Source organism: Halomonas sp. AOP27-A1-41, assembly GCF_052378605.1.
GTDB classification, from domain to species: Bacteria; Pseudomonadota; Gammaproteobacteria; order Pseudomonadales; family Halomonadaceae; genus Vreelandella; species Vreelandella citrativorans.
In genome coordinates, this window is the sequence record NZ_JBQSXT010000002.1 from 196,409 (window position 1) to 220,196 (window position 23,788).

19 protein-coding genes and 2 tRNA genes are annotated in these 23,788 nt (G+C 52.8%); 6 read left to right on the plus strand and 15 right to left on the minus strand.

Features of this window, described 5'->3' with window-relative positions; translation table 11 throughout:
• Window positions 1-19: 19 nt before the first annotated feature.
• From ACT3TC_RS03050 to ampD, 6 genes are all read right to left on the minus strand, one after another.
• The gene (locus tag ACT3TC_RS03050; protein WP_441677230.1) at window positions 20-727 is read right to left on the minus strand and encodes a class I SAM-dependent methyltransferase; all 708 of its coding nucleotides are present in this window, start codon (window positions 725-727) and stop codon (window positions 20-22) included.
• Window positions 724-1,422, minus strand: coding sequence for a tRNA (adenosine(37)-N6)-threonylcarbamoyltransferase complex dimerization subunit type 1 TsaB (tsaB, locus tag ACT3TC_RS03055; RefSeq protein WP_444639071.1), 699 nt, complete (start codon window positions 1,420-1,422; stop codon window positions 724-726). The genes ACT3TC_RS03050 and tsaB overlap by 4 nt, the downstream gene beginning before the upstream one ends.
• Window positions 1,423-1,527: 105 nt before the next feature.
• Window positions 1,528-2,181 (minus strand): adenylate kinase, encoded by a 654-nt coding sequence (gene adk, locus ACT3TC_RS03060; RefSeq protein WP_172117413.1) that lies wholly within the window; start codon window positions 2,179-2,181, stop codon window positions 1,528-1,530.
• A 310-nt stretch (window positions 2,182-2,491) separates the two neighbouring features.
• Window positions 2,492-4,510, minus strand: coding sequence for a pyruvate dehydrogenase complex dihydrolipoyllysine-residue acetyltransferase (gene aceF / locus ACT3TC_RS03065; protein WP_444639073.1), 2,019 nt, complete (start codon window positions 4,508-4,510; stop codon window positions 2,492-2,494).
• 59 nt (window positions 4,511-4,569) lie between these two features.
• The gene (aceE, locus tag ACT3TC_RS03070) at window positions 4,570-7,242 is read right to left on the minus strand and encodes a pyruvate dehydrogenase (acetyl-transferring), homodimeric type (RefSeq protein WP_172117411.1); all 2,673 of its coding nucleotides are present in this window, start codon (window positions 7,240-7,242) and stop codon (window positions 4,570-4,572) included.
• Between the two features lie 382 nt (window positions 7,243-7,624).
• Entirely contained in the window at window positions 7,625-8,209 is a 585-nt protein-coding gene (gene ampD / locus ACT3TC_RS03075) for a 1,6-anhydro-N-acetylmuramyl-L-alanine amidase AmpD (RefSeq protein ID WP_193053326.1), read from the minus strand.
• A gap of 107 nt (window positions 8,210-8,316) precedes the next feature.
• Here ampD and nadC point away from each other — a divergent pair, with 107 nt between their 5' ends.
• The gene (gene nadC / locus ACT3TC_RS03080; RefSeq protein WP_444639074.1) at window positions 8,317-9,171 is read left to right on the plus strand and encodes a carboxylating nicotinate-nucleotide diphosphorylase; all 855 of its coding nucleotides are present in this window, start codon (window positions 8,317-8,319) and stop codon (window positions 9,169-9,171) included.
• A gap of 31 nt (window positions 9,172-9,202) precedes the next feature.
• On the opposite strand, the gene ACT3TC_RS03085 is transcribed toward nadC, so the two are convergent.
• On the minus strand, window positions 9,203-9,733 hold the full coding sequence (locus tag ACT3TC_RS03085; RefSeq protein WP_172117409.1) for a GNAT family N-acetyltransferase: 531 nt from the start codon (window positions 9,731-9,733) through the stop codon (window positions 9,203-9,205).
• Between the two features lie 100 nt (window positions 9,734-9,833).
• Between ACT3TC_RS03085 and tsaA the strand changes: the two genes are divergently transcribed.
• The gene (tsaA, locus tag ACT3TC_RS03090) at window positions 9,834-10,565 is read left to right on the plus strand and encodes a tRNA (N6-threonylcarbamoyladenosine(37)-N6)-methyltransferase TrmO (protein ID WP_444639075.1); all 732 of its coding nucleotides are present in this window, start codon (window positions 9,834-9,836) and stop codon (window positions 10,563-10,565) included.
• Between the two features lie 9 nt (window positions 10,566-10,574).
• Here tsaA and purC read toward each other — a convergent pair whose 3' ends face one another.
• The 3 genes from purC to dapA all read right to left on the minus strand — a co-directional run bounded on the left by purC (window position 10,575) and on the right by dapA (window position 13,285).
• A complete protein-coding gene (gene purC, locus ACT3TC_RS03095; protein WP_172117407.1) occupies window positions 10,575-11,291 on the minus strand; it encodes a phosphoribosylaminoimidazolesuccinocarboxamide synthase in 717 nt (238 codons plus the stop codon).
• Between the two features lie 30 nt (window positions 11,292-11,321).
• Entirely contained in the window at window positions 11,322-12,305 is a 984-nt protein-coding gene (bamC, locus tag ACT3TC_RS03100; protein ID WP_444639077.1) for an outer membrane protein assembly factor BamC, read from the minus strand.
• A 95-nt stretch (window positions 12,306-12,400) separates the two neighbouring features.
• Window positions 12,401-13,285: a 4-hydroxy-tetrahydrodipicolinate synthase gene (gene dapA / locus ACT3TC_RS03105; RefSeq protein ID WP_193053282.1), complete on the minus strand. Its 885-nt coding sequence runs from the start codon at window positions 13,283-13,285 to the stop codon at window positions 12,401-12,403.
• A gap of 251 nt (window positions 13,286-13,536) precedes the next feature.
• Here dapA and ACT3TC_RS03110 point away from each other — a divergent pair, with 251 nt between their 5' ends.
• Window positions 13,537-14,013 (plus strand): peroxiredoxin, encoded by a 477-nt coding sequence (locus ACT3TC_RS03110; protein ID WP_193053283.1) that lies wholly within the window; start codon window positions 13,537-13,539, stop codon window positions 14,011-14,013.
• A gap of 106 nt (window positions 14,014-14,119) precedes the next feature.
• Here the strand turns inward: ACT3TC_RS03110 and ACT3TC_RS03115 are convergent, their stop codons facing one another.
• Both ACT3TC_RS03115 and ACT3TC_RS03120 read right to left on the minus strand, forming a co-directional pair.
• The gene (locus tag ACT3TC_RS03115; protein WP_444627691.1) at window positions 14,120-15,217 is read right to left on the minus strand and encodes an AI-2E family transporter; all 1,098 of its coding nucleotides are present in this window, start codon (window positions 15,215-15,217) and stop codon (window positions 14,120-14,122) included.
• Window positions 15,217-15,477: a sulfurtransferase TusA family protein gene (locus ACT3TC_RS03120; protein ID WP_444639078.1), complete on the minus strand. Its 261-nt coding sequence runs from the start codon at window positions 15,475-15,477 to the stop codon at window positions 15,217-15,219. The genes ACT3TC_RS03115 and ACT3TC_RS03120 overlap by 1 nt, the downstream gene beginning before the upstream one ends.
• A 155-nt stretch (window positions 15,478-15,632) precedes the next feature.
• Between ACT3TC_RS03120 and ACT3TC_RS03125 the strand changes: the two genes are divergently transcribed.
• Window positions 15,633-17,093, plus strand: coding sequence for a M48 family metalloprotease (locus ACT3TC_RS03125; RefSeq protein WP_444639079.1), 1,461 nt, complete (start codon window positions 15,633-15,635; stop codon window positions 17,091-17,093).
• 92 nt (window positions 17,094-17,185) lie between these two features.
• Here the strand turns inward: ACT3TC_RS03125 and nadA are convergent, their stop codons facing one another.
• From nadA to ACT3TC_RS03140, 3 genes are all read right to left on the minus strand, one after another.
• The gene (gene nadA, locus ACT3TC_RS03130) at window positions 17,186-18,217 is read right to left on the minus strand and encodes a quinolinate synthase NadA (RefSeq protein WP_444639080.1); all 1,032 of its coding nucleotides are present in this window, start codon (window positions 18,215-18,217) and stop codon (window positions 17,186-17,188) included.
• 307 nt (window positions 18,218-18,524) lie between these two features.
• Window positions 18,525-18,600 (minus strand) — tRNA-Lys (locus ACT3TC_RS03135).
• 54 nt (window positions 18,601-18,654) lie between these two features.
• Window positions 18,655-18,730: transfer RNA gene (locus ACT3TC_RS03140), tRNA-Lys, on the minus strand.
• Between the two features lie 268 nt (window positions 18,731-18,998).
• Here ACT3TC_RS03140 and ACT3TC_RS03145 point away from each other — a divergent pair.
• Together ACT3TC_RS03145 and ACT3TC_RS03150 are read left to right on the plus strand one after the other, a co-directional pair.
• Window positions 18,999-22,193 carry a Mur ligase family protein gene (locus ACT3TC_RS03145; protein ID WP_444639081.1) on the plus strand — a complete coding sequence of 1,065 codons (3,195 nt, stop codon included), beginning with the start codon at window positions 18,999-19,001 and terminating at the stop codon, window positions 22,191-22,193.
• 420 nt (window positions 22,194-22,613) lie between these two features.
• On the plus strand, window positions 22,614-23,657 hold the full coding sequence (locus ACT3TC_RS03150) for an alpha/beta fold hydrolase (protein ID WP_444639082.1): 1,044 nt from the start codon (window positions 22,614-22,616) through the stop codon (window positions 23,655-23,657).
• Window positions 23,658-23,788 lie beyond the last annotated feature (131 nt).

Below are 23,788 nucleotides of genomic sequence, written 5' to 3' on the forward strand. Positions count from 1 at the left end.
ATGCGTAATGCGTATCGACTCAACGATGAAGCGACTGCTTAACATAGAGATCATAGCGGCTGGTCTTTCCCTCCAGCACATGCTGAGGCGCGGGGCCTGCAATCGGAGGGGCTTTACGGGGACGTTTTACCACCACCCGGTGTGTCGCTACCTCCAGAGCGGCTTCCAACAACCGCGGCGCATCATCGTCATCGCCCGCCAATTCGCGAAACAGGCGCATCTCTTTTTTGACCAGCGCTGACTTTTCCCGATGCGGAAACATCGGGTCCAGGTGCACGACCTGTGGATCAAACGCGGCCTCGGTAACCAACGCTTCAAGCGACTGAGCCGCGTCGCCATGGCGCAAGGTCATGCGAGCGATGATATCAGCTATATCATGCGCTTTAGCGGCTCTCAGCAGGCCGTCTTCCAACAGCGCGGCAATCGCGCCGACACGCTCAACCAGCAGCACATGAGCGCCCAGTGCGGCCAGTACAAAGGCATCCCGCCCAAGCCCTGCCGTCGCATCGACAACGCTTGGCGTCACGCCTTTAGCAAGCCCGCACGCCTTGGCAACCAGTTGGCCTCGCCCACCGCCAAACTGACGCCGATGGGCTGCTTTACCTGCAGCAAAATCAACGCTTAGCGGTTTTCCATAGCGTTTTTCATCCCCTGCCAGTACTAAACGTCCCTCGCAATACGTAAGCGCCAGTCCTTCTGGGAGTACGGCCTTTTCAGGCAGGCTCATGCCGGCTTTTTCCAGGCAACGTTATTGCGCAAATACACCGGCTGAGCCAGATGCGCCGGCTGACCTAACCCTGCCGCAAAATCATCGGCACCCAACCAGGCCATCTCTTCAGCGCGAGGCTCCATATCAACCAGGTGCTGGCTCATGCTCACTTGCACCGTGGCTGCAAAGCGCTCCCAAAGCGTAAAACCTGAGCCTACACCGACCCAGTCAGTTTCAGCTTCAGGTAGTGAAAACGCTTCCGGGGCCAACACGGCTTCAGCTTGTTCCAGACTCACGCTATCGTTCAAACAGTGCCATGTGGCCGCGTAGATCTCGCCCATACGCGCATCCAGAGCAGTGACGATATAGCGAAAGTGAAAGCGCCGATGGGCCTGGAGAGCCAACGCCTTGAGCGTTGAGACGCCGAGTAATGGCCGGTCCAAACCAAAGGCCAGGCCTTGTGCCGTTCCGGTAGCGATTCTCAGCCCAGTAAATGAGCCCGGCCCTTGTCCAAAGGCAATGGCGTCGAGCGCCGCCGGTGTAATCTGCGCTTGCGCTAACAGCTCGTCCACCATCGGCATTAACCGCCGAGTATGCGCACGCGGCGTCATCTCGTAGCGCGCTAGACATTCGCGGTCAGCGCCGTTCTGACGTAGCAGTGCTACCGAGCAGGCGCTGGATGAGGCATCTAGCGCAAGAAGGTGTAACGACATAGCAATTCCGCACTCGTGATAAGTAGTCGAACATTATACCTTTAGTGCGCCCATACGACGATGGCCCGCGCTTGGCGGGCCATCGGCTTAGCGAGCATCGTTTAATCAGCCAAGGGCTTCTTTTACCTGGCGCGTAATATCGGCAACGCTGCCTACGCCTTCAACACGGTGGTACTGGGGCGCTGCTTCAGCGTCCTTGTTTGCCCACTGCTGGTAGTAATCCACCAGCGGTGCCGTTTGATCGTGATAAACCGACAAGCGGTTACGCACGGTTGATTCCTGGTCATCTTCACGCTGAATAAGCTGCTCGCCCGTTACATCGTCTTTGCCAGGCTCTTTAGGCGGATTATGATCGACGTGGTAAACACGCCCGGATGCCGGGTGAACGCGGCGCCCCGCCAGGCGGTTGACAATTTCTTCATCCGGGACAGCGATCTCAAGCACGTGGTCAATCTTCACGCCACCCTCTTTCATGGCATCGGCCTGAGGGATGGTCCGCGGGAACCCGTCAAACAGGAACCCGTTCTCGCAATCTGGCTGGCTGATACGCTCTTTCACCAAGTCAATAATGATCTGATCGGACACCAGGCCACCACTGTTCATTATCTCTTTAACTTTTAGCCCCAGCTCGGTGCCGTCTTTGATTGCCGCGCGTAGCATATCCCCGGTGGAAATCTGAGGAATCTTGAACTGCTCGCAAATATATTGAGCTTGAGTCCCTTTCCCCGCGCCGGGGGCACCCAACAGGATTAAACGCATGGCCACTGCTCCTTGAAAGTAAAACGCAATAAAATGAATTAACCGACAATAACCGGGCCACTCATGCGGCACAACTCCCCAAAAGCCTGAGAAGGGTATTTTTGTAAGATTTTTTTAAATAAAACAGCCAAGTGATGCACGCCAGGCGCACCGGCCGCCTCGTTTGAAGTGCTAAACGCAAACGGCGCCCATCACTGGGCGCCGTTGACTAAACCTAATTTGCAGCTACTTTCTCATATACTGCTGCGTGGATTGCCGTGATACCGCATCAAACGGCGCAACGACAATCCACATCATGCCGACAACCTGATCACAGCAACAAGCGGCGAATATCGGTCAACACATCCGCCAGGAATGCCGTGAAACGCGCAGCATCCGCCCCGTTAATTGCCCGGTGATCATAGGAAAGCGACAGCGGCATCATTAAGCGCGGTTGGAAGGCTCCGCCATCCCAAACCGGCTTCATTTGGGCTTTGGAAACACCCAAAATAGCCACCTCAGGCGCATTCACGATCGGCGTAAACGCCGTGCCACCAATCGAACCCAGGCTCGAAATAGTGAAACAGCCACCGGTCATCTCTTCCCGCTTGAGCTTCTTGGTTTGTGCCTTTTTACCCAGCTCTGCCATGTCCTTGGCAATCTCGATCAAGGACTTCTTATCGGCATCACGCAGTACCGGCACCATCAAGCCATCAGGGGTATCAACAGCAATACCGATATGAACGTAGTTCTTCCATACCAGTGTTTCGCCGTCGCCTTTTAAGCTGACGTTAAACTGCGGGAACTTACGCAGCGCAAAAGCACACGCTTTCACCAGGAAGGGCAGCGGGGTTAACTTGGCACCCTGCGCTTCGGCTTCGGCTTTCATCGACTTACGGAAGTTCTCAAGCTCGGTGATATCCGCTTCGTCAAACTGAGTCACGTGGGGCACGTTGAGCCAGCTACGATGCAGATTGGTCGCGCCCATTTTCAACAGGCGACCCATCGGCTTCTCTTCTACTTCACCGAACTGGCTGAAGTCGACTTCCGGAATCGGCGGAATACCGGCGCCACCCGTGGCGGCAGCTGCTCCGCCCGATGCTTGCGCCTTGCCCTGGTTCGCAATGACCTGCTTCACATAGGCCTGAACGTCCTCTTTGAGCACGCGCTCTTTGGGGCCGCTGGGCTTAACCAGGCCAATGTCGACGCCAAACTCGCGGGCCAGCATACGCACGGCTGGGCCTGCGTGTACCAACTTGCCATCACGCGGCTTGTGCGCGGCCATTTGCGCTTCAGGGCTGGGCGTACCGCCTACGGTTGATGCGCTCTGCTTGGCAGTGCTCTTCTCAGCGGTTTTCTGAGCAGTCTCCTTCTTCGGCGCTGGCTTGGAAGCGGCTTTCTTCGCGCCCGCTACTTCCATATAACCAATGATATCGCCTTCAGAAACGGTATCACCCTCTTTAACGGTCAGCTCAAGGAGCTTGCCTTTATAGGGGCTGGGAACATCCATGGAGGCTTTATCAGATTCCAGCGTGATCAACGGATCTTCTTCGCTGATCTCATCGCCTACTGCCACACCGATTTCAATAATCGGTACGTCGGTAGAGCCGGAAATATCCGGAACGCGGATCTCCTTGCGCTCTGGCTCGCCGCTGGCCGCGTCGTCGCTGCGGGTATCTTCAGGCTCGCTGCTGGAGGCGCTCGCCTCTTCCTCAGCAGGCGCTTCATCGTCGGCCTCGTCGCCACCTTCACCTTCGACTTCCATCTGGCCGATAACATCGCCTTCAGAAACCGTGTCGCCTTCTTTAACGGTAAACGCGACAATTTTACCGGTATGCGGGCTCGGCACATCCATGGAGGCTTTATCAGACTCCAGGGTGATCAGCGTATCTTCAGCATCGATACTATCGCCTTCACTCACCGCGACTTCGATGATCTCAACGTTGTCAGAGCCGCCTAGGTCCGGCACCTTGATATCCACGGTTTGCTTACCGCCACCGGATTTCTTGGCGCTTTTCTGCTCGGCCTTGGGCTTCTCTTCGGCCGCAGGGGCTTCTTTCTGCTCGGGTTCGGACGCTTGCTTGTCGTCCTCTTCCTCGGCATCGCCGCCGCCTTCCGCTTCCAGCTCAACGATATCGTCACCTTCGGAAACGGTATCGCCTTCTTTAACCAGCACTTTAACGACTTTACCGCCCTTCGGGGCCGGTATATCCATGCTGGCTTTATCAGACTCCAGCGTGATCAGGGTGTCTTCCGCTGCAATGACGTCGCCTTCCGACACCGCGATCTCGATGATTTCGACACCTTCGCTACCGCCGATGTCGGGCACTTTGATGATTTCGCTACTCAAGGTCGCGCTCCTTTCAAATCGGATCGAGCCGGCGGGTACTTAACCCGCCGGGCAGCGGTTTAGCTGGTCAGCGGGTTCGGCTTGTTAGCGTCGATGCCATATTTGTTCATGGCTTCGCCAACCTGCTTACGTTCAATCTCGCCACGCTCAGCCAGTGCACGCAGGGCCGCTACAACAACGAAGTAGCGATCTACCTCGAAGAAGTAACGCAGCTTCTTACGCGTGTCCGAACGACCATAGCCATCGGTACCCAGAACAGTATAGTCGCCTGGTACCCATGCACGGACCTGATCCGCATAAAGCTTCATGTAGTCCGTCGAAGCAATGACCGGACCGTCACGGCCTTCCAGGCATTTCGTCACGTGCGGCTTGTTGGCCTCAGCGTCCGGATTCAGGAAGGATTCACGCTCAAGCAGCAGCGCTTCACGACGCAGTTCGTTAAAGCTGGTCACGCTCCAGATATCAGCGCCAACACCCCAGTCTTGTTCGAGCAGCTCAGCGGCGGCTTCCACTTCACGCAGAATGGTGCCAGACCCCATCAGCTGAACGCGGCCCTTGTCGCCCTTCGTCTCACGCAGCAGGTACATGCCTTTGACGATATCGTCGACCGGTACGTTTTCAAGCTCCGGATGCTCGTAGTTCTCGTTCATCACGGTCAGGTAGTAGAAGCAGTTCTCTTTATCAGTGAACATGCGCTTCAAACCATCCTGAACGATGACAGCGACTTCGTGACCGTACGTGGGGTCGTAGCTACGGCAGTTAGGAATGGTCGACGCCTGGATTAAGCTGTGGCCATCCTGGTGCTGCAAACCTTCGCCATTAAGCGTCGTACGCCCGGCGGTACCACCGACCATAAAGCCACGTGCCTGCAGGTCACCTGCGGCCCAAGCCAAGTCGCCAATGCGCTGGAAGCCAAACATCGAGTAGTAGATGTAGAACGGCAACAGCGTCAGGTGGTTATTGCTGTAAGACGTGGCAGCCGCCATCCACGCTGACATCGCGCCGGCTTCCGTAATACCTTCTTCGAGAACCTGACCTTTCTGGTCCTCGCGGTAGTACATGATTTGGCCTTTATCCATCGGCTCATACTTCTGGCCTTCGGCGGTATAAATGCCGAGCTGACGGAACATACCTTCCATACCGAAGGTACGCGCTTCATCAGGGATAATCGGAACGACCAGCTTGCCAAGCTTCTTGTCTTTAACCAAGCCATTGAGCACGCGCACAAAGGACATGGTGGTCGATACTTCACGACCTTTTGAACCGGCCATTTGCGTGGCGAAGGTTTTGTCTTCAAGCGTGGGGATTTCCAACGCTTCAAAATCGCTTTTGCGGCTGGGCAGGTAGCCGTTTAAGCGCTCGCGTTGCAGGTGCATATACTTAAGCTCGGGCGAATCATCTTCCGGCTTATAGTAAGGCACTTCCTTGAGCTGCTCATCGGAAAGCGGAATACCGAAGCGGTCGCGGAAGGTCCGCAGTGCTTCATACTCCATGCTTTTCACCTGGTGCGCTTCGTTGGCTGCTTCGCCATCGCCGCTACCCATACCGTAACCTTTTACCGTATGCGCCAGAATAACCGTCGGCTTACCGTTAGTGGAGTTAACGGCTTCATGGTAGGCCGCATAGACCTTGAACGGGTCGTGGCCACCGCGATTGAGCTTCCAGATATCATCATCGGAAAGATCTTTAACCATTTCTTCGGTTTCAGGATACTTACCAAAGAAGTGCTCACGGGTATAAGAGCCGCCGTTAGCCTTGTAGTTCTGGTACTCACCGTCGACCGCTTCATCCATACGTTTTTGAAGGACGCCTTTACTATCCTTCTCAAACAACGGATCCCAGTGACGACCCCAAACGACTTTAATTACGTTCCAACCGGCACCACGGAAAACGCCTTCAAACTCGTCCATAACGCGAGAGTTACCGCGTACAGGGCCGTCCAGACGCTGCAAGTTACAGTTGATAACGAAGATCAGGTTATCCAGGTTCTCACGGCCTGCCAGTGAGATGGCACCCAGGGATTCCGGCTCATCACACTCGCCATCGCCCATGAAACACCAGATCTTGCGATCATACATGTCTTTCATTTCACGATGATGCAGGTACTTCATCACGTGGGCCTGGTAGATCGCCTGGATTGGGCCAAGGCCCATGGAGACGGTCGGGAACTGCCAGTAATCCGGCATCAGCCAAGGGTGCGGATACGATGACAAGCCATCGCCATCTACTTCCTGACGGAATCTATCCATCTGATCTTCAGACAGACGACCTTCCAGGAAGGAGCGTGCGTAAATGCCCGGTGCTACGTGACCCTGGATGTAAATCAGGTCGCCAGCGAAGTCATCTTTAGGCGCACGGAAGAAGTGGTTAAAGCCCACATCATAAAGGGTTGCCGATGACATAAAGCTGGCAATGTGGCCGCCAAGCCCGGGGTTGGCCCGGTTATTACGAATGACCTGGGCGATCGCGTTGTAGCGAATCAAGGAGCGAATGCGCCGCTCCATGAACAGATCACCAGGCATCCGCGCTTCACGATGCAGCGGAATCGTGTTGCGGTGCGGGGTTGTCACCGAGAAGGGCACCTTCATCCCGTCCCGGCGCAATCGATCCGCCAGGCGGGTCATCAGGTAACGGGCGCGATCTTCGCCCTCACGATCCAGCACCGATTCCAGGGATTCCAGCCACTCCGTGGTTTCGACCGGATCGAGATCTTCTCTTGTCTCCAGACTCATAGAGGTCTCTCCGAATGACGATAAATGACATGAGCCCCGCCAACCCGTACGGGTTTGGGGCAGCTGCGGTGATTGATGGCCACCGCAGAAAAGCATTTGCGCGGTAACGCTAATGTTTTTTTAGCTCTATATTCAACGAGCTACAGACCACTGAATGTAGTAAAGCTACATAAATGTCGTAAAAGTTAGCCTTTTGTATATAGGAAGATACCGCAAAGTCGCCACGCTGCCAATTCCGGAGTAGTGGAAAAGCGTATCGAAAACAAACTATTGCACTGCAACATAGACGCTTCGACGGTGCTTCCTATCACCCTTTATGCGTAGGCAGTGTAGCTAAACTACCGTTTTATTTTCTTGTCGTTGAACAACTTAATCGCTCTTTTTAAAGCGTATCAAGGTGGATTTTCGCCAAACACTGGTAAAAGTAGGCCCAATCAAAGGCGGGCCCTGGGTCCGTTTTACGCAGCGGCGCGATATGCGCATGGCCCGTCATTCGTGACGCATCAAGCGCTGGGTAGCGAACCATTAACCACTGAGTGACTTCTGCCAGCGCGTGGTACTGCGCCTTGGTAAAGGGCGTTATGTCATCACCTTCCAACTCAATGCCCAGTGAAATGTCATTCAATGCCTGCCGCCACTGCATGGCGTGGCTATCCCACCAGCGTGAACGCCCAGCGTGCCAGGCGCGCTGATCCGTATTCACGAACTGCACGCACTCACCATCACGCCGGATAAGCAGGTGCGCTGAAACGCGTAAATGGGCAATCTCGGCAAAAAAAGGGTGCTGGTCCGTTGCCAGTTGATTAGTGAACAGCGCCTCTATCGCATCACCACTAAATTGCCCAGGAGGTAAACTGATCGCATGCAGTACCAATAACGATACGTCATCAGTAGGTCGCGCATCATAATTGGGCGAGTCAACCCTGCGCGCCCTGCCCCACCAGCCGTCGTGTGTCTGGTCATTAATCACCCACAAAGTCTCCTTTACGTCGCGCTCTTTTCACTGCTCTCATTAGCGGCCCTCTTTTACTATAATGCCGGTCTCATTTGATCATGCCCAGAGAGCTCACCGCCATGAACAACCAAAATGCGCTAGCTGAAGAGATCAGCACCTGCGTGACTCGCCTGCTTAACGAAGATATAGGCTCAGGCGATATTACTGCCCAGCTAATTCCCGAGGACCAGTGGGCAACGGCGACGGTGATTACCCGTGAGTCTGCGGTGCTGTGTGGGACTGCGTGGGTCGATGAAATTTTTCAGCAGTTGGATGCGCGCGTCACGCTTCGCTGGCTAGCCGCTGACGGTGACTTGCTGGATGAAGGCCAAGGCTTTTTGGAACTGGAAGGCCCGGCACGTAGTTTGTTAACCGGGGAGCGCGCGGCGCTCAACATGTTACAAACGCTGTCTGCCACGGCAACCGCAACGCGCCGCTACGTCAACTTGATTGAGGGTACCGGCGTTCGCCTGCTCGATACCCGCAAAACGCTTCCCGGCCTGCGTTTGGCGCAAAAATACGCCGTTACGTGCGGCGGAGGCCACAATCATCGAATAGGTCTTTGGGATGCATTCTTAATCAAGGAGAACCACATTTCGGCATGCGGCGGCATCAAGGCCGCGGTGAGTCAGGCAAGGACACTTGCCAAGGGTGTGCCGGTAGAGGTGGAAGTAGAGACCTTTGAAGAGCTTGACCAGGCATTGGCGGCCGGGGCTGACATCATCATGCTGGATAATTTCGCACTTGAAGATTTGTACGTAGCAGTCGAACTGAACGGCGGGCGCGCCACGCTTGAGGCCTCAGGCAATGTCGATGCGACTACGCTCAAAGCGATTGCCGATACGGGGATCGACTGTATTTCCAGCGGCGCGCTGACCAAAGATATCCAGTCCATTGATCTCTCCATGCGAATTACCCGCAGCTATAGCGTATAGCCAGGGGTCAGCTTCAGAGTTAGTCTCAAGCTCAGGTTTCAATCGCACTCAGGCGCTTTTCCATCCGATAGCGCTGAAGTGACTCACCGCTTCGTTCAACCCACTGCTCGCCCAGGTTTTCCCAGCCTCGGCGCAGCAGGCGGTCATAAAGCATCAGGCTCGCCTCAATCTCGATGCGATCAACTCCCTGCTCCAACAGCATACGCTCAGCATGAATCAACAGTGTGGTGCCAATACCACGCCCGGTCAGCGAGGGCCACACATACAGCGTTTCGATACGCCCTTCCTTCACATCAAGCTCAAGGAAGCCCACACAGCGCCCGTCGCACACCGCCACCAGTGTGGTGTAAAGCGCGTGGCGAACCGCCCAGGCGCTGGCTTCACGGGGCAGCGCATTGGCCCAGGCGCGCCGCTGGCTAAGCTCATAGTGGCTGGCTGCGCCTTGCATGACCGCATGGTAAAACACTTCTGCCTGGTCGGCGGCGTCGCGCGCTAAAGCAGCGCGGTAGGTCACCCTCGCCGCCGGGGCTTTTGGCGCAGAAAGCTCCTCGGTCGTTGGCATGCATCACCTCTAAGCAGTTATCGAAATGGGGATCAAGCATTCGGCGTATAACGTCAGCCTGCTTTATACTTGGCCGCCTATCTCAGCATAAGGCAGTAGCATGCACAATGCCCCTGAAAGTGCGTCCTTTACGCTGACGCCTATCGGTTACGTTGTTAGCGACTACCCGGACAAGTTTGGCATACCCCGCCAACCGGGCCTGGCGCAGGCGGCCAACGCCAGTCTCGTGCTAACGGCACCCTATAACGACCCCTTAACGGTGCGTGGACTGGAGGATTTTAGCCATCTTTGGGTGTCATTTATTTTTCATCAAAGCCCAGAGCGTTGGACGCCATTAGTGCGCCCACCACGGCTTGGGGGCAACCGCAAGGTAGGTGTATTTGCCAGCCGCAGTACCCACCGACCTAATCGGCTGGGCCTCTCGCTGGTAACGCTGGCCGGTATCGAAACTCACCAAGGGGTTCGTTTAAGACTCGAAGGCTGCGATTTGGTGAGCGGCACCCCGGTGGTCGATATCAAGCCCTACCTGCCCTGGGCCGAAGCACGCCCTGAAGCTGTCGCCGGTTTTGCACCGCAAGCCCCCGTGTTGCTGCCCGTCACGTTCAGCCACGATGCGCTGGATACCTTGGCACGCCGCGTTGATAGCGCAAGCTTGTATGCCTTGATCGAGCAAGTGCTTGGGCAAGACCCACGCCCCGCTTACAAGCAAAGCGAGGAGCCTGGGCGTGTCTATGGCGTTAGGCTGCGCGATGTCGATGTGAAGTTTCGAGCCCTACACAACGACGAAGCCACCACGTTAGAAGTGGTGGCTATCGACATCATGACTGGCTAGTACGGGCGATCAGGCAGGAAAGGTGATTCCCAGACGCCGACCTACTTCTTCGTAGGCTTCGATCACGCCGCCCAGGCCTTGGCGGAAGCGGTCTTTATCCAGCTTCTCTCGGGTATTGGCATCCCACAGGCGGCAGCCATCCGGAGAGAACTCATCGCCCAGCACCACTTCGCCTTTGAACACGCCAAACTCAAGCTTGTAGTCCACCAGCAGCATATCGCCTTCGGCAAACAGTTGCTTTAACACGTGGTTAACCTTGAAGGTCAGCGTTTTCATCTTGGCCAGCTGCTCGGGCGTTGCCCAACCAAAGGTTTCTGCCAACGACTCGTTGATCATCGGGTCGCCTTTTTCGTCGTTCTTCAAGAACAGCTCAAAGGTAGGCGGCGTAAGTGCAACACCTTCTTCAACGCCCAGCCGTTTTACCAGCCCACCCGCAGCGATGTTGCGTACCACGCACTCGACCGGAATCATCTGCATTTTCTTAACAAGGCTCTCGGTATCGGAGAGTTGTTTTTCAAAATGCGTAGGGATACCGGCCTCTTGCAAACGCTCCATAATAAATGCGTTGAAGACGTTATTGACCATCCCTTTACGGGCCAGCGCTTCTTTCTTCTTACCATCAAAAGCGCTGGTGTCATCACGAAACTGCAGCACCAGCAGATCCGGATCATCGGTGTGATATACAGATTTTGCCTTACCGGCATAAAGTTCTTGGCGCTTTTCCATGACAGCTCCGAAAGGGATCAAATAAACAGATTAACGTAAATAGCCAGCAACACGTTCTAACAGCTCACGCTGGTCATCGGCATTAAACTCACGCTCACTGGCATTCACCGCGCGTAAAATGGTCTGATTGCCATCGGGCTGCAGCACAATACGTATTTCCTGGGGCATCTTGCGCACATCGGCACTAAATACAATTTGCAGCGGGTTGCGACCACGCTCAGTCTCGGTCATGTATTCCACCAGAAATTCATGACGCTCCGGGCTGGTAGCGAGCAGATTACGCTGACCTTGTAGGGTGAAATCCAACGCGAGATAGTGATTGAGTTCAGCCCAAACACGATCAATCGGCTGGGGAATGACAGCTTGCCACTCATCACCCTGCTGACGAAGCTGTAGCGTTTGCTGGGTATTCAAGCGCTGGGCATTCCAGGAGGAAGCCACGCTCTGTGACGCACTGCGCGCCCCCAGAAACTCTTCCAAGGCGTCGAGGCAGCTCGTCATGGTCTGGCCACCACGTTCACAGCGCACTTCACTGCTGCCAGAACGCATGGCACTTTGCAGACGTAAATCGGCCTGCGACGTTACGATAACGCCCTGCGACGCATCGCTTTGCTCCACACCTAGTTGACGGCTACGCGCAAAGGACTCCAACTGCGGCCAGACGGCGCCCGTATCGGCCGCCACCACTAGCCAGCTTTGGCTACCTGCTTCCCGGCGTTCCACGTATTCGGGCTCTAGACCACTGCCAATCGATAACGACTGAGGAGCGCGTATTTCCGCAGCTTCTTCGATGCGGGCACCCTGCATGGCTGCTTGAGGAACGGGCAGTGCATCCTGATAGCGCTGCGCATTGCGGGTCTCTGGCAGCACCAGAGGGGGCGCCGGAGCGGCTTCTGTATAATCCAGGTTACGGTCGTGGTAATAACCATCGCGCGCGCAACCTGCCAGAGCGACAGCCGTTACGAGTGCCAGCGGTATCCATTTAAGCGCACGTTTTTCAAGCACAAAGCTCATCAAGCCACCTTAACAGTCAACAAATCAGTTAACCGGCAGCACATCACTGTGCTCCCGGTAACAAAGGGTATCGCGCTGGGTGTAATGAAAGAGCATTACTCCTCAATCACGCCCGCCAGTTGCAGCGCTTCACTGACAGTGGCGTGGTACTTCTCGGATAACCATGTCAGTGGCAAACGAATACCTGCATCCATATACCCCATCCGGTTAAGCGCCCATTTTACCGGTATAGGATTGGATTCAATGCCCAGATTAGTATGCAACGGCATTAAACGGGTATTAATTTGATGCGCTTTATCTGCGTCGCCAGCGACAGCGGCCACACATAGCTCATGCATTGCCTTAGGGGCAACGTTCGCCGTCACCGAAATATCACCATGCCCACCCATCAGCATAAACTCGCAGGCCGTCGCGTCATCACCGGAATACAGCATAAAGTCACTGCCCTTTAAGCGCGAAATTAGATCTTCTGCGCGCTCAAGGTTTCCAGTGGCATCTTTCAAACCGATGATGTTATCAACGCCTGCCAAGCGTACAACCGTTTCATTGTACAGGTCAGAGCAGGTACGCCCCGGCACGTTATACATGATAACCGGTAGTTTGCTGCCTTCTGCCACCGCCTTAAAGTGCTGGTACAAGCCTTCCTGAGTCGGCTTATTATAATAGGGGCAAACGGACAAACAGTAATCAGCCCCTACTTCACTGGCGTACCGAGCAAGCTCAACGGCTTCAGACGTCGCATTAGCACCCGTACCGGCGATCACCGGAATGCGTCCGTTGACCTCCTCCACCACACTGCGGATCACGTCAAAGTGCTCTGCAAACGTCATGGTCGTAGGCTCGCCAGTGGTGCCTGCGGCAACGATGCCGTCTGTTCCGTTATCAAGGTGGAAGTTCACCAGACGACGAAGCGCCTCCCAGTCGATGTCGCCATTGACTTTCATCGGCGTCGCCAGGGCGACGATGCTGCCTGTGATCATCCGTTTATTCCTCATCTACAAAATTATGAGACCAAGCCCAACATGGACATCCAGACAAGGCGCCGAACCACTCTTTTACGCATCATGGCGACTGCCCGTTTGGGCCTACAGAGGGTAAATGGTACTCAGGCGATTCGAGCCTGTACAGCGCAAACCGCTGTGAGTTTGTGATGCACACCTATCATGCCTTTGACATGCTGCCTCAGGTTGCGTGTAATCACCCTATAAGTCGTCAACGATTAGGAGTCTGCATGCATATCGAATTAGGCCAACCTGTCCCCGATTTTTCTGCAAGTGCGACGGGCGATACGACAATCACACTGTCGGAACTACGTGGCAAACAGGTCGTTATCTATTTTTATCCCAAGGCCAGCACACCCGGCTGCACCACCGAAGGCGGCGATTTCCGCGACCATAAAAAAGCGTTCGATAACGCCAATACGGTTATTTTAGGGGTGTCTCGGGACGGTTTGCGTGCCCAGGAAAATTTTAAAGCCAAGCAGGATTTTAACTTCCCGCTCATTTCCGACAAGGATGAAACTGTCTGTACGATATTTGATGTTATCAAACTGAAAAAAATGTACGGCAAGGAGCATCTGGGCATTGAGCGCAGTACTTTCTTAATAGATGCAGCAGGCAACCTTGCCAACGAATGGCGTGGCGTTAAAGTGCCAGGCCACGTAGAGGAAGTGCTGGCTGCCGCGGAAGCACTACACGCGAGCCGTTAATAAAAACGCCCGCTCAGTGTCGTCACCGAGCGGGCGTTAACTGTTCAAAAGACTCAGCGTGTTAAACCAAGGGCATTGTTAACCCTCGGGCAGCGGCCGTGCGGTCTTATGACTCCGCCTGGATAATACCCTCTTCTCCATTCTGCTCACGAACACCCCTCGGCCAAGCGTAGACCAACGCTTTTAGCAGCGTGGCCAACGGAATGGCGAAAAACACGCCCCAGAAGCCCCAAATACCGCCAAAGAAAAGCACCGCGACAATAATGGAAACGGGATGAATATTATTGGTTTCAGAAAACAGCACTGGCGACAGAACGTTTCCATCCAGCGCCTGAATCACGCCATAGGCAACCAGCACGTAAATAAACTGATCGCTTAATCCAAAATGAAAACCTGCTACCGCCATGACCGGCAGTGTAGCCACCGCAGCGCCGATAAAAGGCACCAGCACCGAAAAGCCCACCAGAACAGCCAGCAGCGCTGTATACGGCAAACCAAAAAAGGTAAAGGTGCCAAACGCTACCGTACCCACAATGATGATTTCGATGAACTTGCCCCGAATATAGTTCGCAATCTGATGATCCATTTCCTGCCAGATGCGCGTTAACAGCGCACGTTTTTGTGGCAACAGCGAAACCGCGAACCCAACCAGCGCCTCGCGGTCCTTCAGCATAAAGAAGACCAGAATGGGCACAAGGACGAGGTAAATAATCAGTGACATGACATTACCCAAAGAGGCCAAGGAGAGCGTCAGCGCACGCTGGCCTAGCTGGCTAATTTCACGGCTTGCTACACCGATCCAGCTCTGCATTTGATCAGGCGTAACCAGGTTTGGGTAGCGCGCCTGCATCTCATCCAACCACCCCTGGCCGCTGGCAAACATGCGCGGCGTTTCATGTACAAACCCGACCAACTGATTCCAAATCAGCGGCATTAAAATGAACGCAAGGGTTAACAAAGCACTGATAAAGGCTAGAAAAATAAGAGTAACGGCTAAAAGATGGGGTATCCCTCTTCGCGTTAAAGCGCTCACCACCCCTTGCAGCAGAAAAGCCAGAACCAGTGCGGTAAAAAACGGCGCCAGCATGTGGCCAAACAAGATAATGGCCGTAAAGCCAGCCACCAATACCAGCAATAAGACGAGCGCTTCTTCATCGGAAAAATAGCGTTCAACCCAGCTTTTAAGAATAGTACGCATGGTCATTAGTGTGCGTCTCCCGCCTTACGTATCCAAAAAAAGTACGTGCCTTCATGCTGCTCTCGCGCCGCCATCTCATGATTGCCTTGATCAGTAAACGACGCTATATCGCGCCATGAGCCTGCATCAGTGGCACGCACTTCAAGCAACTGCCCAGCCGCCAAACCGGCTAACGCCTGTTTAGTCTTGAGTAACGGCATCGGACACGGCAGCCCACACGCATCAAGCACCACGTCTGGATGAAAACGTACGGATGATTCAGACATACCTGCTCCCTAAAAATGCCTGCATGATCTCGCCATTGTTGCATAAACTGTTTATGTTGCGATGATCACTGTTCACTTGATTTAACGGCACTTTACAGCATCAATCAATGTCACAGCGGTAACCGCTGCGCTTTACCCTTATCAATGAGGATGCCATGCCGCACATACGGACTGCTTATCCCCGTGGGCTCTGCGCGCTAATTGTTGCTTGCAGCATTAGCGTCTCAAGCCCGCCAAGCTACGCACTTAATGACTATCATCTGCCCACGCTTGGCGGTCCCTCGTCATCAGCCAGCAGTGAAGAGTTCCGTTTGGGCCGAGCATGGCTACGTCAGTTCCGGGCCCAGGCGCCTCAGTGGCAAGACCCTATCGTAAGCGATTACCTGGAAAGCCTTGTGGCGCGCCTGCTGCCATACAGCCAATTGGGAGACCTGCAAACGACGATGGTGATGGTCGATAACCGATCACTCAATGCCTTTGCCGTTCCCGGTGGCGTGGTGGGAATCAATTCCGGGCTTTTTGCCTTTGCTGAAGATGAAGGTGCTTTTGTCTCGGTGATTGCTCATGAGCTTGGCCACTTATCACAGCGCCACTATGCCCGAGGTAGCGCGCGAGCAGAACAGACGCAACTTCCTGCCATGGCAGCCATGCTGGCGGGCATGCTGGTAGCGGCCAGCGGAGGTGGCGAAGCGGGCCTTGCCGCCGCCATGGGCTCACAGGCTGCCCTGATCCAGGACCAGCTCAGCTACTCAAGACGTTTTGAGCAAGAGGCTGACCGTATCGGCTTACAGGCGATGGCCGATGCTGGCTACGACCCTCATGCCATGGTCCGCATGTTTTCTGCCATGCAACGCTTGGCGCGACTACAAGGCGGCAACCCGCCTGAGTTTCTACTCACCCACCCAGTTTCAGACAGCCGCTTAAGCGATGCACAAGGGCGTGCCTCGCAGCTCAGTGTGGCCAGCACCTATACCAGCAATACGCTTTACGACATGATGCGCGCTCGCGCCCTATTAAGCATTTACCAAAACTCCCCGCAACAAGCCGCTTCCCGCCTTGCCCAGGATGACGCAGAAGAGCCGGCACGACGCTATCTAGAGGCATTAATAACTGCGCGTAATGGTCAAACGGATCAAGCCTTACAAATGCTCGATCAACTGGCCACTGAGCTACCGGATTACGGCATGCTGCCTGCGTCTGCGGCAAGCGTCGCGCTGGATGCCCAACGCTATGATGAAGCCATTACCCGAAGCCAGCGCCTTTTGAGGCTGATGCCATCTTATCTGCCCGCCCAACTGATTTTGGCAGAGGCACAACTGCAGCGAGACCCAGAAGCCGCTTATCAGCTCCTGCGTAACATAACAGCGCAAAACCCTGAATACCCTCCAGGCTTTAACCTGCTGGCCGAAGCCGCTGGGCGAAGCGGGCACAACGGTTGGGGGCATTTGGCGCGCGCCGAGCATTTACAGCTGACAGGACGAGTCGACCGAGGCATTCAGCAACTCTCACTGGCGCGCAACGCGGCCGAGCAAGAGAACGACCAGCAAGCGCTTGCACGTATTGAACAGCGCCGAGAAGCCTTTATTGAATACCGTAAAGCGCTGGATGACTTTTAACGACGTAACGCTTTGAAATGAATGGCCCGCATCAAGCTCCTGGCCTGCGAAGGGCCAGGAGCTTGATGAGCTAATCACAGCGTGAAGCTGTTCTATTTAGCGTTGAAATTCAGCATACGCTCAAGCGGCTTTAGCGCTTTCTGGCGTAGCGACTCATCAACATGAATTTCCCCACTGCCGTAGCGCAGCGCATCCGCCAGATTATCCAGTGCATTCATGGCCATCCACGGGCAGTGCGCGCAGCTTCGGCAGGTAGCGCCATTCCCGGCTGTCGGCGCTTCAAACAATGTCTTGTCCGGCACCGCTTGCTGCATCTTAAAGAAAATGCCGCGATCTGTTGCCACGATAAGCTGGTTATTGGGCAATGTTTGAGCGGCCTTGATTAACTGGGACGTCGACCCCGCCACATCCGCCATATTGACCACCGCGTCCGGCGATTCAGGATGCACCAGCACCGCCGCATCAGGATAAAGGCGTTTTAAGTCCTCAATACCTTTCGCCTTGAACTCTTCATGCACAATACAGGCGCCGTCCCACATCAGCATATCAGCGCCGGTTTTTTTCTGAATATATCCCCCCAGATGCTTATCCGGTGCCCAAAGGATTTTTTCACCTTTTGCCTGCAAGTACTCAATCACGTCAACGGCAATGGATGACGTCACCACCCAGTCAGCACGTGCTTTGACAGCTGCTGATGTATTGGCATACACCACCACGGTTCGGTCGGGGTTCGCATCGCAAAAGGCGCTGAACGCATCTACCGGGCAGCCAATATCCAGCGAGCAGGTTGCCTCCAGCGTGGGCATCAATACGCGTTTTTCAGGCGAAAGGATTTTGGCTGTTTCCCCCATAAAACGCACACCTGCCACAATCAGCGTGGTAGCGTCATGTCGAGCGCCAAAGCGCGCCATTTCAAGGGAGTCTGCCACGCAGCCACCGGTTTCTTCCGCTAACTGTTGGATAGCGTCATCGGTGTAGTAGTGTGCGACCAGGACGGCATTGTGCGTGTGCAGCAGCTGCTTTATCTCTTCGACACGCGCCTGGTCTTCTGCGGGAATACGAGTAGGGCAATACGGGCTAGGGAGCGGAGCATCAAGCTCAGCTTGAGAAGTCATAATAGTCATCGTGTCTACCACTGTGACGAACAGGGAATCCCCCTGTTAAACACTAGTCGCGACCTGTGTCATCCACACATGCCGCTCGCGATTGCAACAGGCCGCTGCGTCTCTCGCGGTGGCCTACTGCGCTACTAACTATTTCTCTACGCTGTTTTCTCTTAACAGCTTTCTCTAATGAACGTTGCTTAATCACATTGCATGAAGCCATTGTGGTGGCAAATTGTTGTCTTCTGCAAGTGGTATATTGTGCGGCTGTACGCATCAGGCACACAGCAAAACGCCCCTGGCAGCAAGCTACCAAGGGCGTTGAATTTGGTGGGTCGTGTAGGATTCGAACCTACGACCAATTGATTAAAAGTCAACTGCTCTACCAACTGAGCTAACGACCCAAATTTTTGCTTACTGTGCTGACATAGCGATATGTCTAATGACGCGCTGTTCGATGGTGGGTCGTGTAGGATTCGAACCTACGACCAATTGATTAAAAGTCAACTGCTCTACCAACTGAGCTAACGACCCCTTCGAACGGATGCATATAGTACAGACCAGGACCGACCATGGCAAGTAGTTTTAAAACTTGTTGGCGAAATATCTCCCCCCTCCCTTCATCAAGCAGGGGTACCCCTCCCAGCGCTAATGCCTCACAATAATTAAAATGAATATTGAGCTGTAAGGTGCGAATACACCTCTCTCACTAAGCAGGAGCTTTAGGCCTTGGAGAAAAGGCATACCTTGCAGGTACTTCATACCCTTATACTTCAGCGACGCCAACAATGAGAAACACAGTATGAACAAACCATCAGCGGCCAAAAAAACAACTTTAACGCGTAGCAACAGACCTAACACCCGCCCGCCGTTACGCGGCTTTATGGACACATGTCCTACAAAAAAGCTCTCAGACCTGATGGTACAGGCAAAAGCCCCGCTAGAAGAGGCATTATCAAACTCCCGCTTGTTGGCAGGTAAAATCCTGACCGTTTTTTTCTCATTTACCGATGGCTTACAGCGAGCAACCGTTGTGCACTTTTCCGGCAAACAGCTAGATGAAGTGTGGAAAAAATTCGCTGACTGGCAGCAACGTAAACTCAAAACGTCCCTCGGGGTACGCTGGTTACGTATTGACTGGGTGACTGAAAAACTGGTTATGCCCTGGGCAGACTGCTTAAAACAAATGCAAAGCGTAAAGCGTAACTACTTCCGCTACGGTATTTCTTTAGACACCAACTTCCGCTACGCCTTTCTTGAGCAAGAGCTCAACGCGAATGCAATGCTGTATCTTGGCGCTAAACAGCCCAAAGCAGCACTTAACAAGAAAAATTTTCTCAGCTATGGCGTGAACCGCTACGGTAAGCACTTCTCGTTACCCTCTAGTTCTCAAGATCAAGCCCTGCTCTTTACTACACAGGCCATTTTAGTGCAGCCCGATCAACCCTATGCACTACTCCACGGCTATAGCGGTGGCACGGAGGGCCGCAACACAGGGCGGCGAATTATCGAGAAGCTAGACCCCGTACAGGTAACGTCATTAATCCAGCAATCCAGCCAATTCCTGGCAGAACAGGTCGATGCAAAAGGCCGCTTTACTTATGGCATACACCCCTGCTTCGACAGAGAAATTAAAGCCTACAATACACTTCGCCATACCAGTACCACCTACTCTATGCTTGAAGCTTGGGAGGTCACTAAAAGCAGCGAGTTAAAATCTGCGATAGACCGTTCTATCAAGCACTTAACTAACGAGCTAATTCGCCAATACACACTGCCTTCAGGTGAAACCCTCGCCTACTTACAAGATAATAATAATGAAATAAAGCTTGGTGGTAACGCGGTATGCCTGCTGGCACTTGTTAAGTACACAGAGCTTACCAATGACCAGCAGTATTTGTCCCTTATGGAGCAGCTAGCGCTCGGCATACAGCGCATGCAAAACCAGGAAAACGGCCAGCTTTACCACGTTTTAAATGCCGATGACCTCAGCATAAAAGAAGAGTTCCGCATCATCTACTACGATGGCGAAGCCGCTTTTGGGCTAATGCGTCTATACGGTCTTACTAAAGATGAGCGCTGGCTGAACACGGTTGAAAAGGCGTTCGAGTATTTCATCGAGAAAGAGCACTGGAAAATCCATGACCATTGGCTTAGCTATTGTGTCAATGAATTAACCCTGTATCGGCCAGAAGCGCGTTACTACCAGTTTGGTATCAAAAATGTTGCCGGGCATCTTGATTTTGTGATTGGGCGTATTACTACCTTCCCAACACTGCTCGAACTAATGATGGCAGCTCACAAAATGATTACGCGCCTGGAAGCAAGCGACCAGCACCGGCATCTGCTGGAGCAAATCAATCTGAAAAAGTTTTACCGCGCCTTAGAGGCACGAGCACACTACCTGCTCAATGGCTTTTTCTGGCCAGAGTTTGCGATCTATTTTCAGAACCCGCAACGCATTATGGGCAGCTTTTTCATCCGTCATCATAGTTTTCGTGTGCGCATTGATGATGTGGAGCACTATCTGTCGGGGTATGTGGCTTATTTATTGCATTATTTAGAAGGCGCCAGTACAAATAGACTAGAGAGTAACGGCCGCGTTTGGAATGCCCATCACTTAGAGGCAGCTACAGGTGGACACTGGGCTCAACGGCCCGAAAGCGGCTGGTCCGCAAAGGGTATTAAATACTTTGCCCCAAGTGTTGGCCACGGTGATTTAGTGATAGTCAAAGGGACAAACGAAAAGCTTGGAATACGGCCAAGTCATCTGCGTACATTACCAACACCAGCGGGCGTAATGGTGAGCCCATCTTCATCTTTCCCGGCAATAAATGACATAGAAAGTAACGAACTTCCCGTACTAAAGGTTGATAATACTGGAGAAGCAATCTTAGCTCTTGGTCACTATGCTCGGAAGCAAATGAGCGGGGTTGTAGTCGGAGTGACCGGAAGCTCGGGTAAAACAACGGCAGTCGCTATGCTGGCACATGCACTAAAGACCCAGGGTGAAGTTTATTCCAGTGCGTTCAATGCGAACTTACCCCATGGCATTGCCTGGAACCTATCTTCCGCAAACTGGGACACGCCACACCTAGTTATAGAAATGGCCGTAGGAAGGATGAAGATCAGTTCCAGAATGGTTCAACCGCATGTTGCCGTATTCCTAAACATCCATCCGGCACACATAGGTAATTCACATACGGTCGAAGATATTGCTCGAGCTAAAAGTGCTATTTTTGAGGGCATGCCTCCAGGAGGAATAGCCGTCATCAATCGCGATATGCAAGAATTTAAAACAGTCTACGCAGCCGCCATTAAATACAAACAACGTGTTATTTTGTTCGGCGAGCACGTAGATAGCGATATAAAACTAATTAGCTATGATAACACAGCACAGATTGCTACATTCTCACGCTACGGAGGGCCGCAGGAAGGTATAGCAATTGGCGCAGCGGGCCATCACATGGCTTTGAACGGTCTTGCCGTAATAGCCGTCATTACAGCGCTAAACTACGCGATGGCACCAATAGTAGAACGCTTAAAGACATTCCACGCATTACCCGGGCGTGGGGCGGAACAGCGCCTTCTTTTCAGAGGCCGCAAGCTAACATTAATCAATGATGCTTATAATGCCAACCCGGGCTCAATGTCCGCAGCACTGAAGCGACTGGGGCGTCTTAAAGACACAGGCCGCAAAATAGCTGTTTTGGGTCAGATGGAAGACCTAGGAACAGCAGCTGAGCAGTATCATACAGCGCTGCTAGAGATTGTTAAACATGAGAACATTGACCGTTTATACTTAGTCGGACCACACTACCGAACCTTCTGGGATCACTTGCCCATAACACAGCGAGGAGCTTATGTTGCTTCTATTGATACGTTAAAAACCGTGCTAGAGAGCGCCTTTTGCGACGGCGACAGCGTGCTGGTAAAAGGCTCAAATAGCACTGGAATGCATGAAATTATCACTTGGATGGACAGTGAGTCTCAATGAAGCAATATGCGATAAGTACTATAGCGGCTCGCCCCCTCTATCAGTAGGTGCTGTGTTAAGGAGAAAGGCTGGCGAGCCGCTGTATTTATTCTGTTCCAACTTTCCAACCATCTAGTTATGGATACGCTATACAGCATATAATATCATAATCGACATAGGTCAAATAAACTGCTCATGAAAAAACTATTTATTTAACTCTTTTAAATCCACATCTAACGAATTGAGTAAATACATCTACGGCACTATATTATAACCTTCTAGCATTGAGCAATTTTTTTAGCATGAGCTTCAAGCATCGCCTGTCAAGATGCCCCTCATGCCTATTATCAAACAACATTAATCGGCTGCTAACTTTATAAATTTTCCAAAGGCCCGAATACTCATCAAAAAACAAGCATCGTTAACAGAGGGCTACATAAAGTGACCATTATTAATAAACTGAAAAAAAAGATACGTTGGTATATTACTGATATACAGGCCAGACTAGGTATAGGGAATGCCGAAATATTGCGTAAAGGAAATCTACCTGCCTATGCTTCTCAAGTCCCCAAGCTACTTTCCGTACCCAGAGACAGCGATAGCTTTAGTTTTAATGACGTCTTACATAGTACTTTTTGCACGCAAGAGCTTGCTTCCAGCATTCCCTTTTCCTTATGGGTGGAAACGCACAGTAGTAGTGAATGTATCCGCTACTATCCCGCTGGGCTAAGTGCTGGAGAAAACGTAAAAGCCATGATTTATTTTCCTGGTGACTTACTACTCAGAACGGCGAGAGGAGAACGTTTAGTAGCACCTAGCTATAAACAGTATTCACCCCAAAAAAACGTACAAATGATGCAACAGTGGGCCGGCGACGCCAACACTCCAGCTATTCTAATTGGGCGTCCAGGCACATTTGGGTCGTCAGGCAATCATGAAAAAAGCCGTCAGATTAACGAAATAGAACTCATGAGCAAGACTCTGGATTTGCTTAAAACAAGGCACCAAATTAAAAGCTTTATAGTCGTAGGTCAATCCGGAGGGGGGCAAGTAGCAGCCGCCATGCTGAATCTTCGCAAGGACATATCTGCCGCTGTGCTAACAGCAGGCTTACTACCCGTTCACCAACTATCTCTGCGGTGGAGAAAAATACGCCGTACTCCTGGAGTCAAAAAACAGTCCTTAGATACACTATACGACCCAACTGAACATGTTAACGATATCCCCAAGGCCCCGCAGCCCACTATCATTGTTATATCTGACCCTAGAGATCTAGCAATTCCTTTTAATACTCAAGTTTTTTATATCAATAAACTAAGAAAAGAAGAACTAACCGTTCATCACATTTACGCCCATGCCCCATTACCCAAACGGCATGCCTTAGGCAACCACGGGAAAAAAGCAGCTGCATTAATCGCCAAGGGAGCAAGTATTAAAGAAATTCGAGTCGCCCTGGTCAATGAAGACATGAAAAACACTAGCTAATATTTATGCCATGCTACCAGTCACGTGGTGCGTGTATGGATGCACTCAGTTTCTGCGGCCAAGGGGTAAGTAAAAGGCCTTTCTGCTGACTTAATTTCGTCTCGCTTCTCGGGCGTAGAAGGTTTAATGAG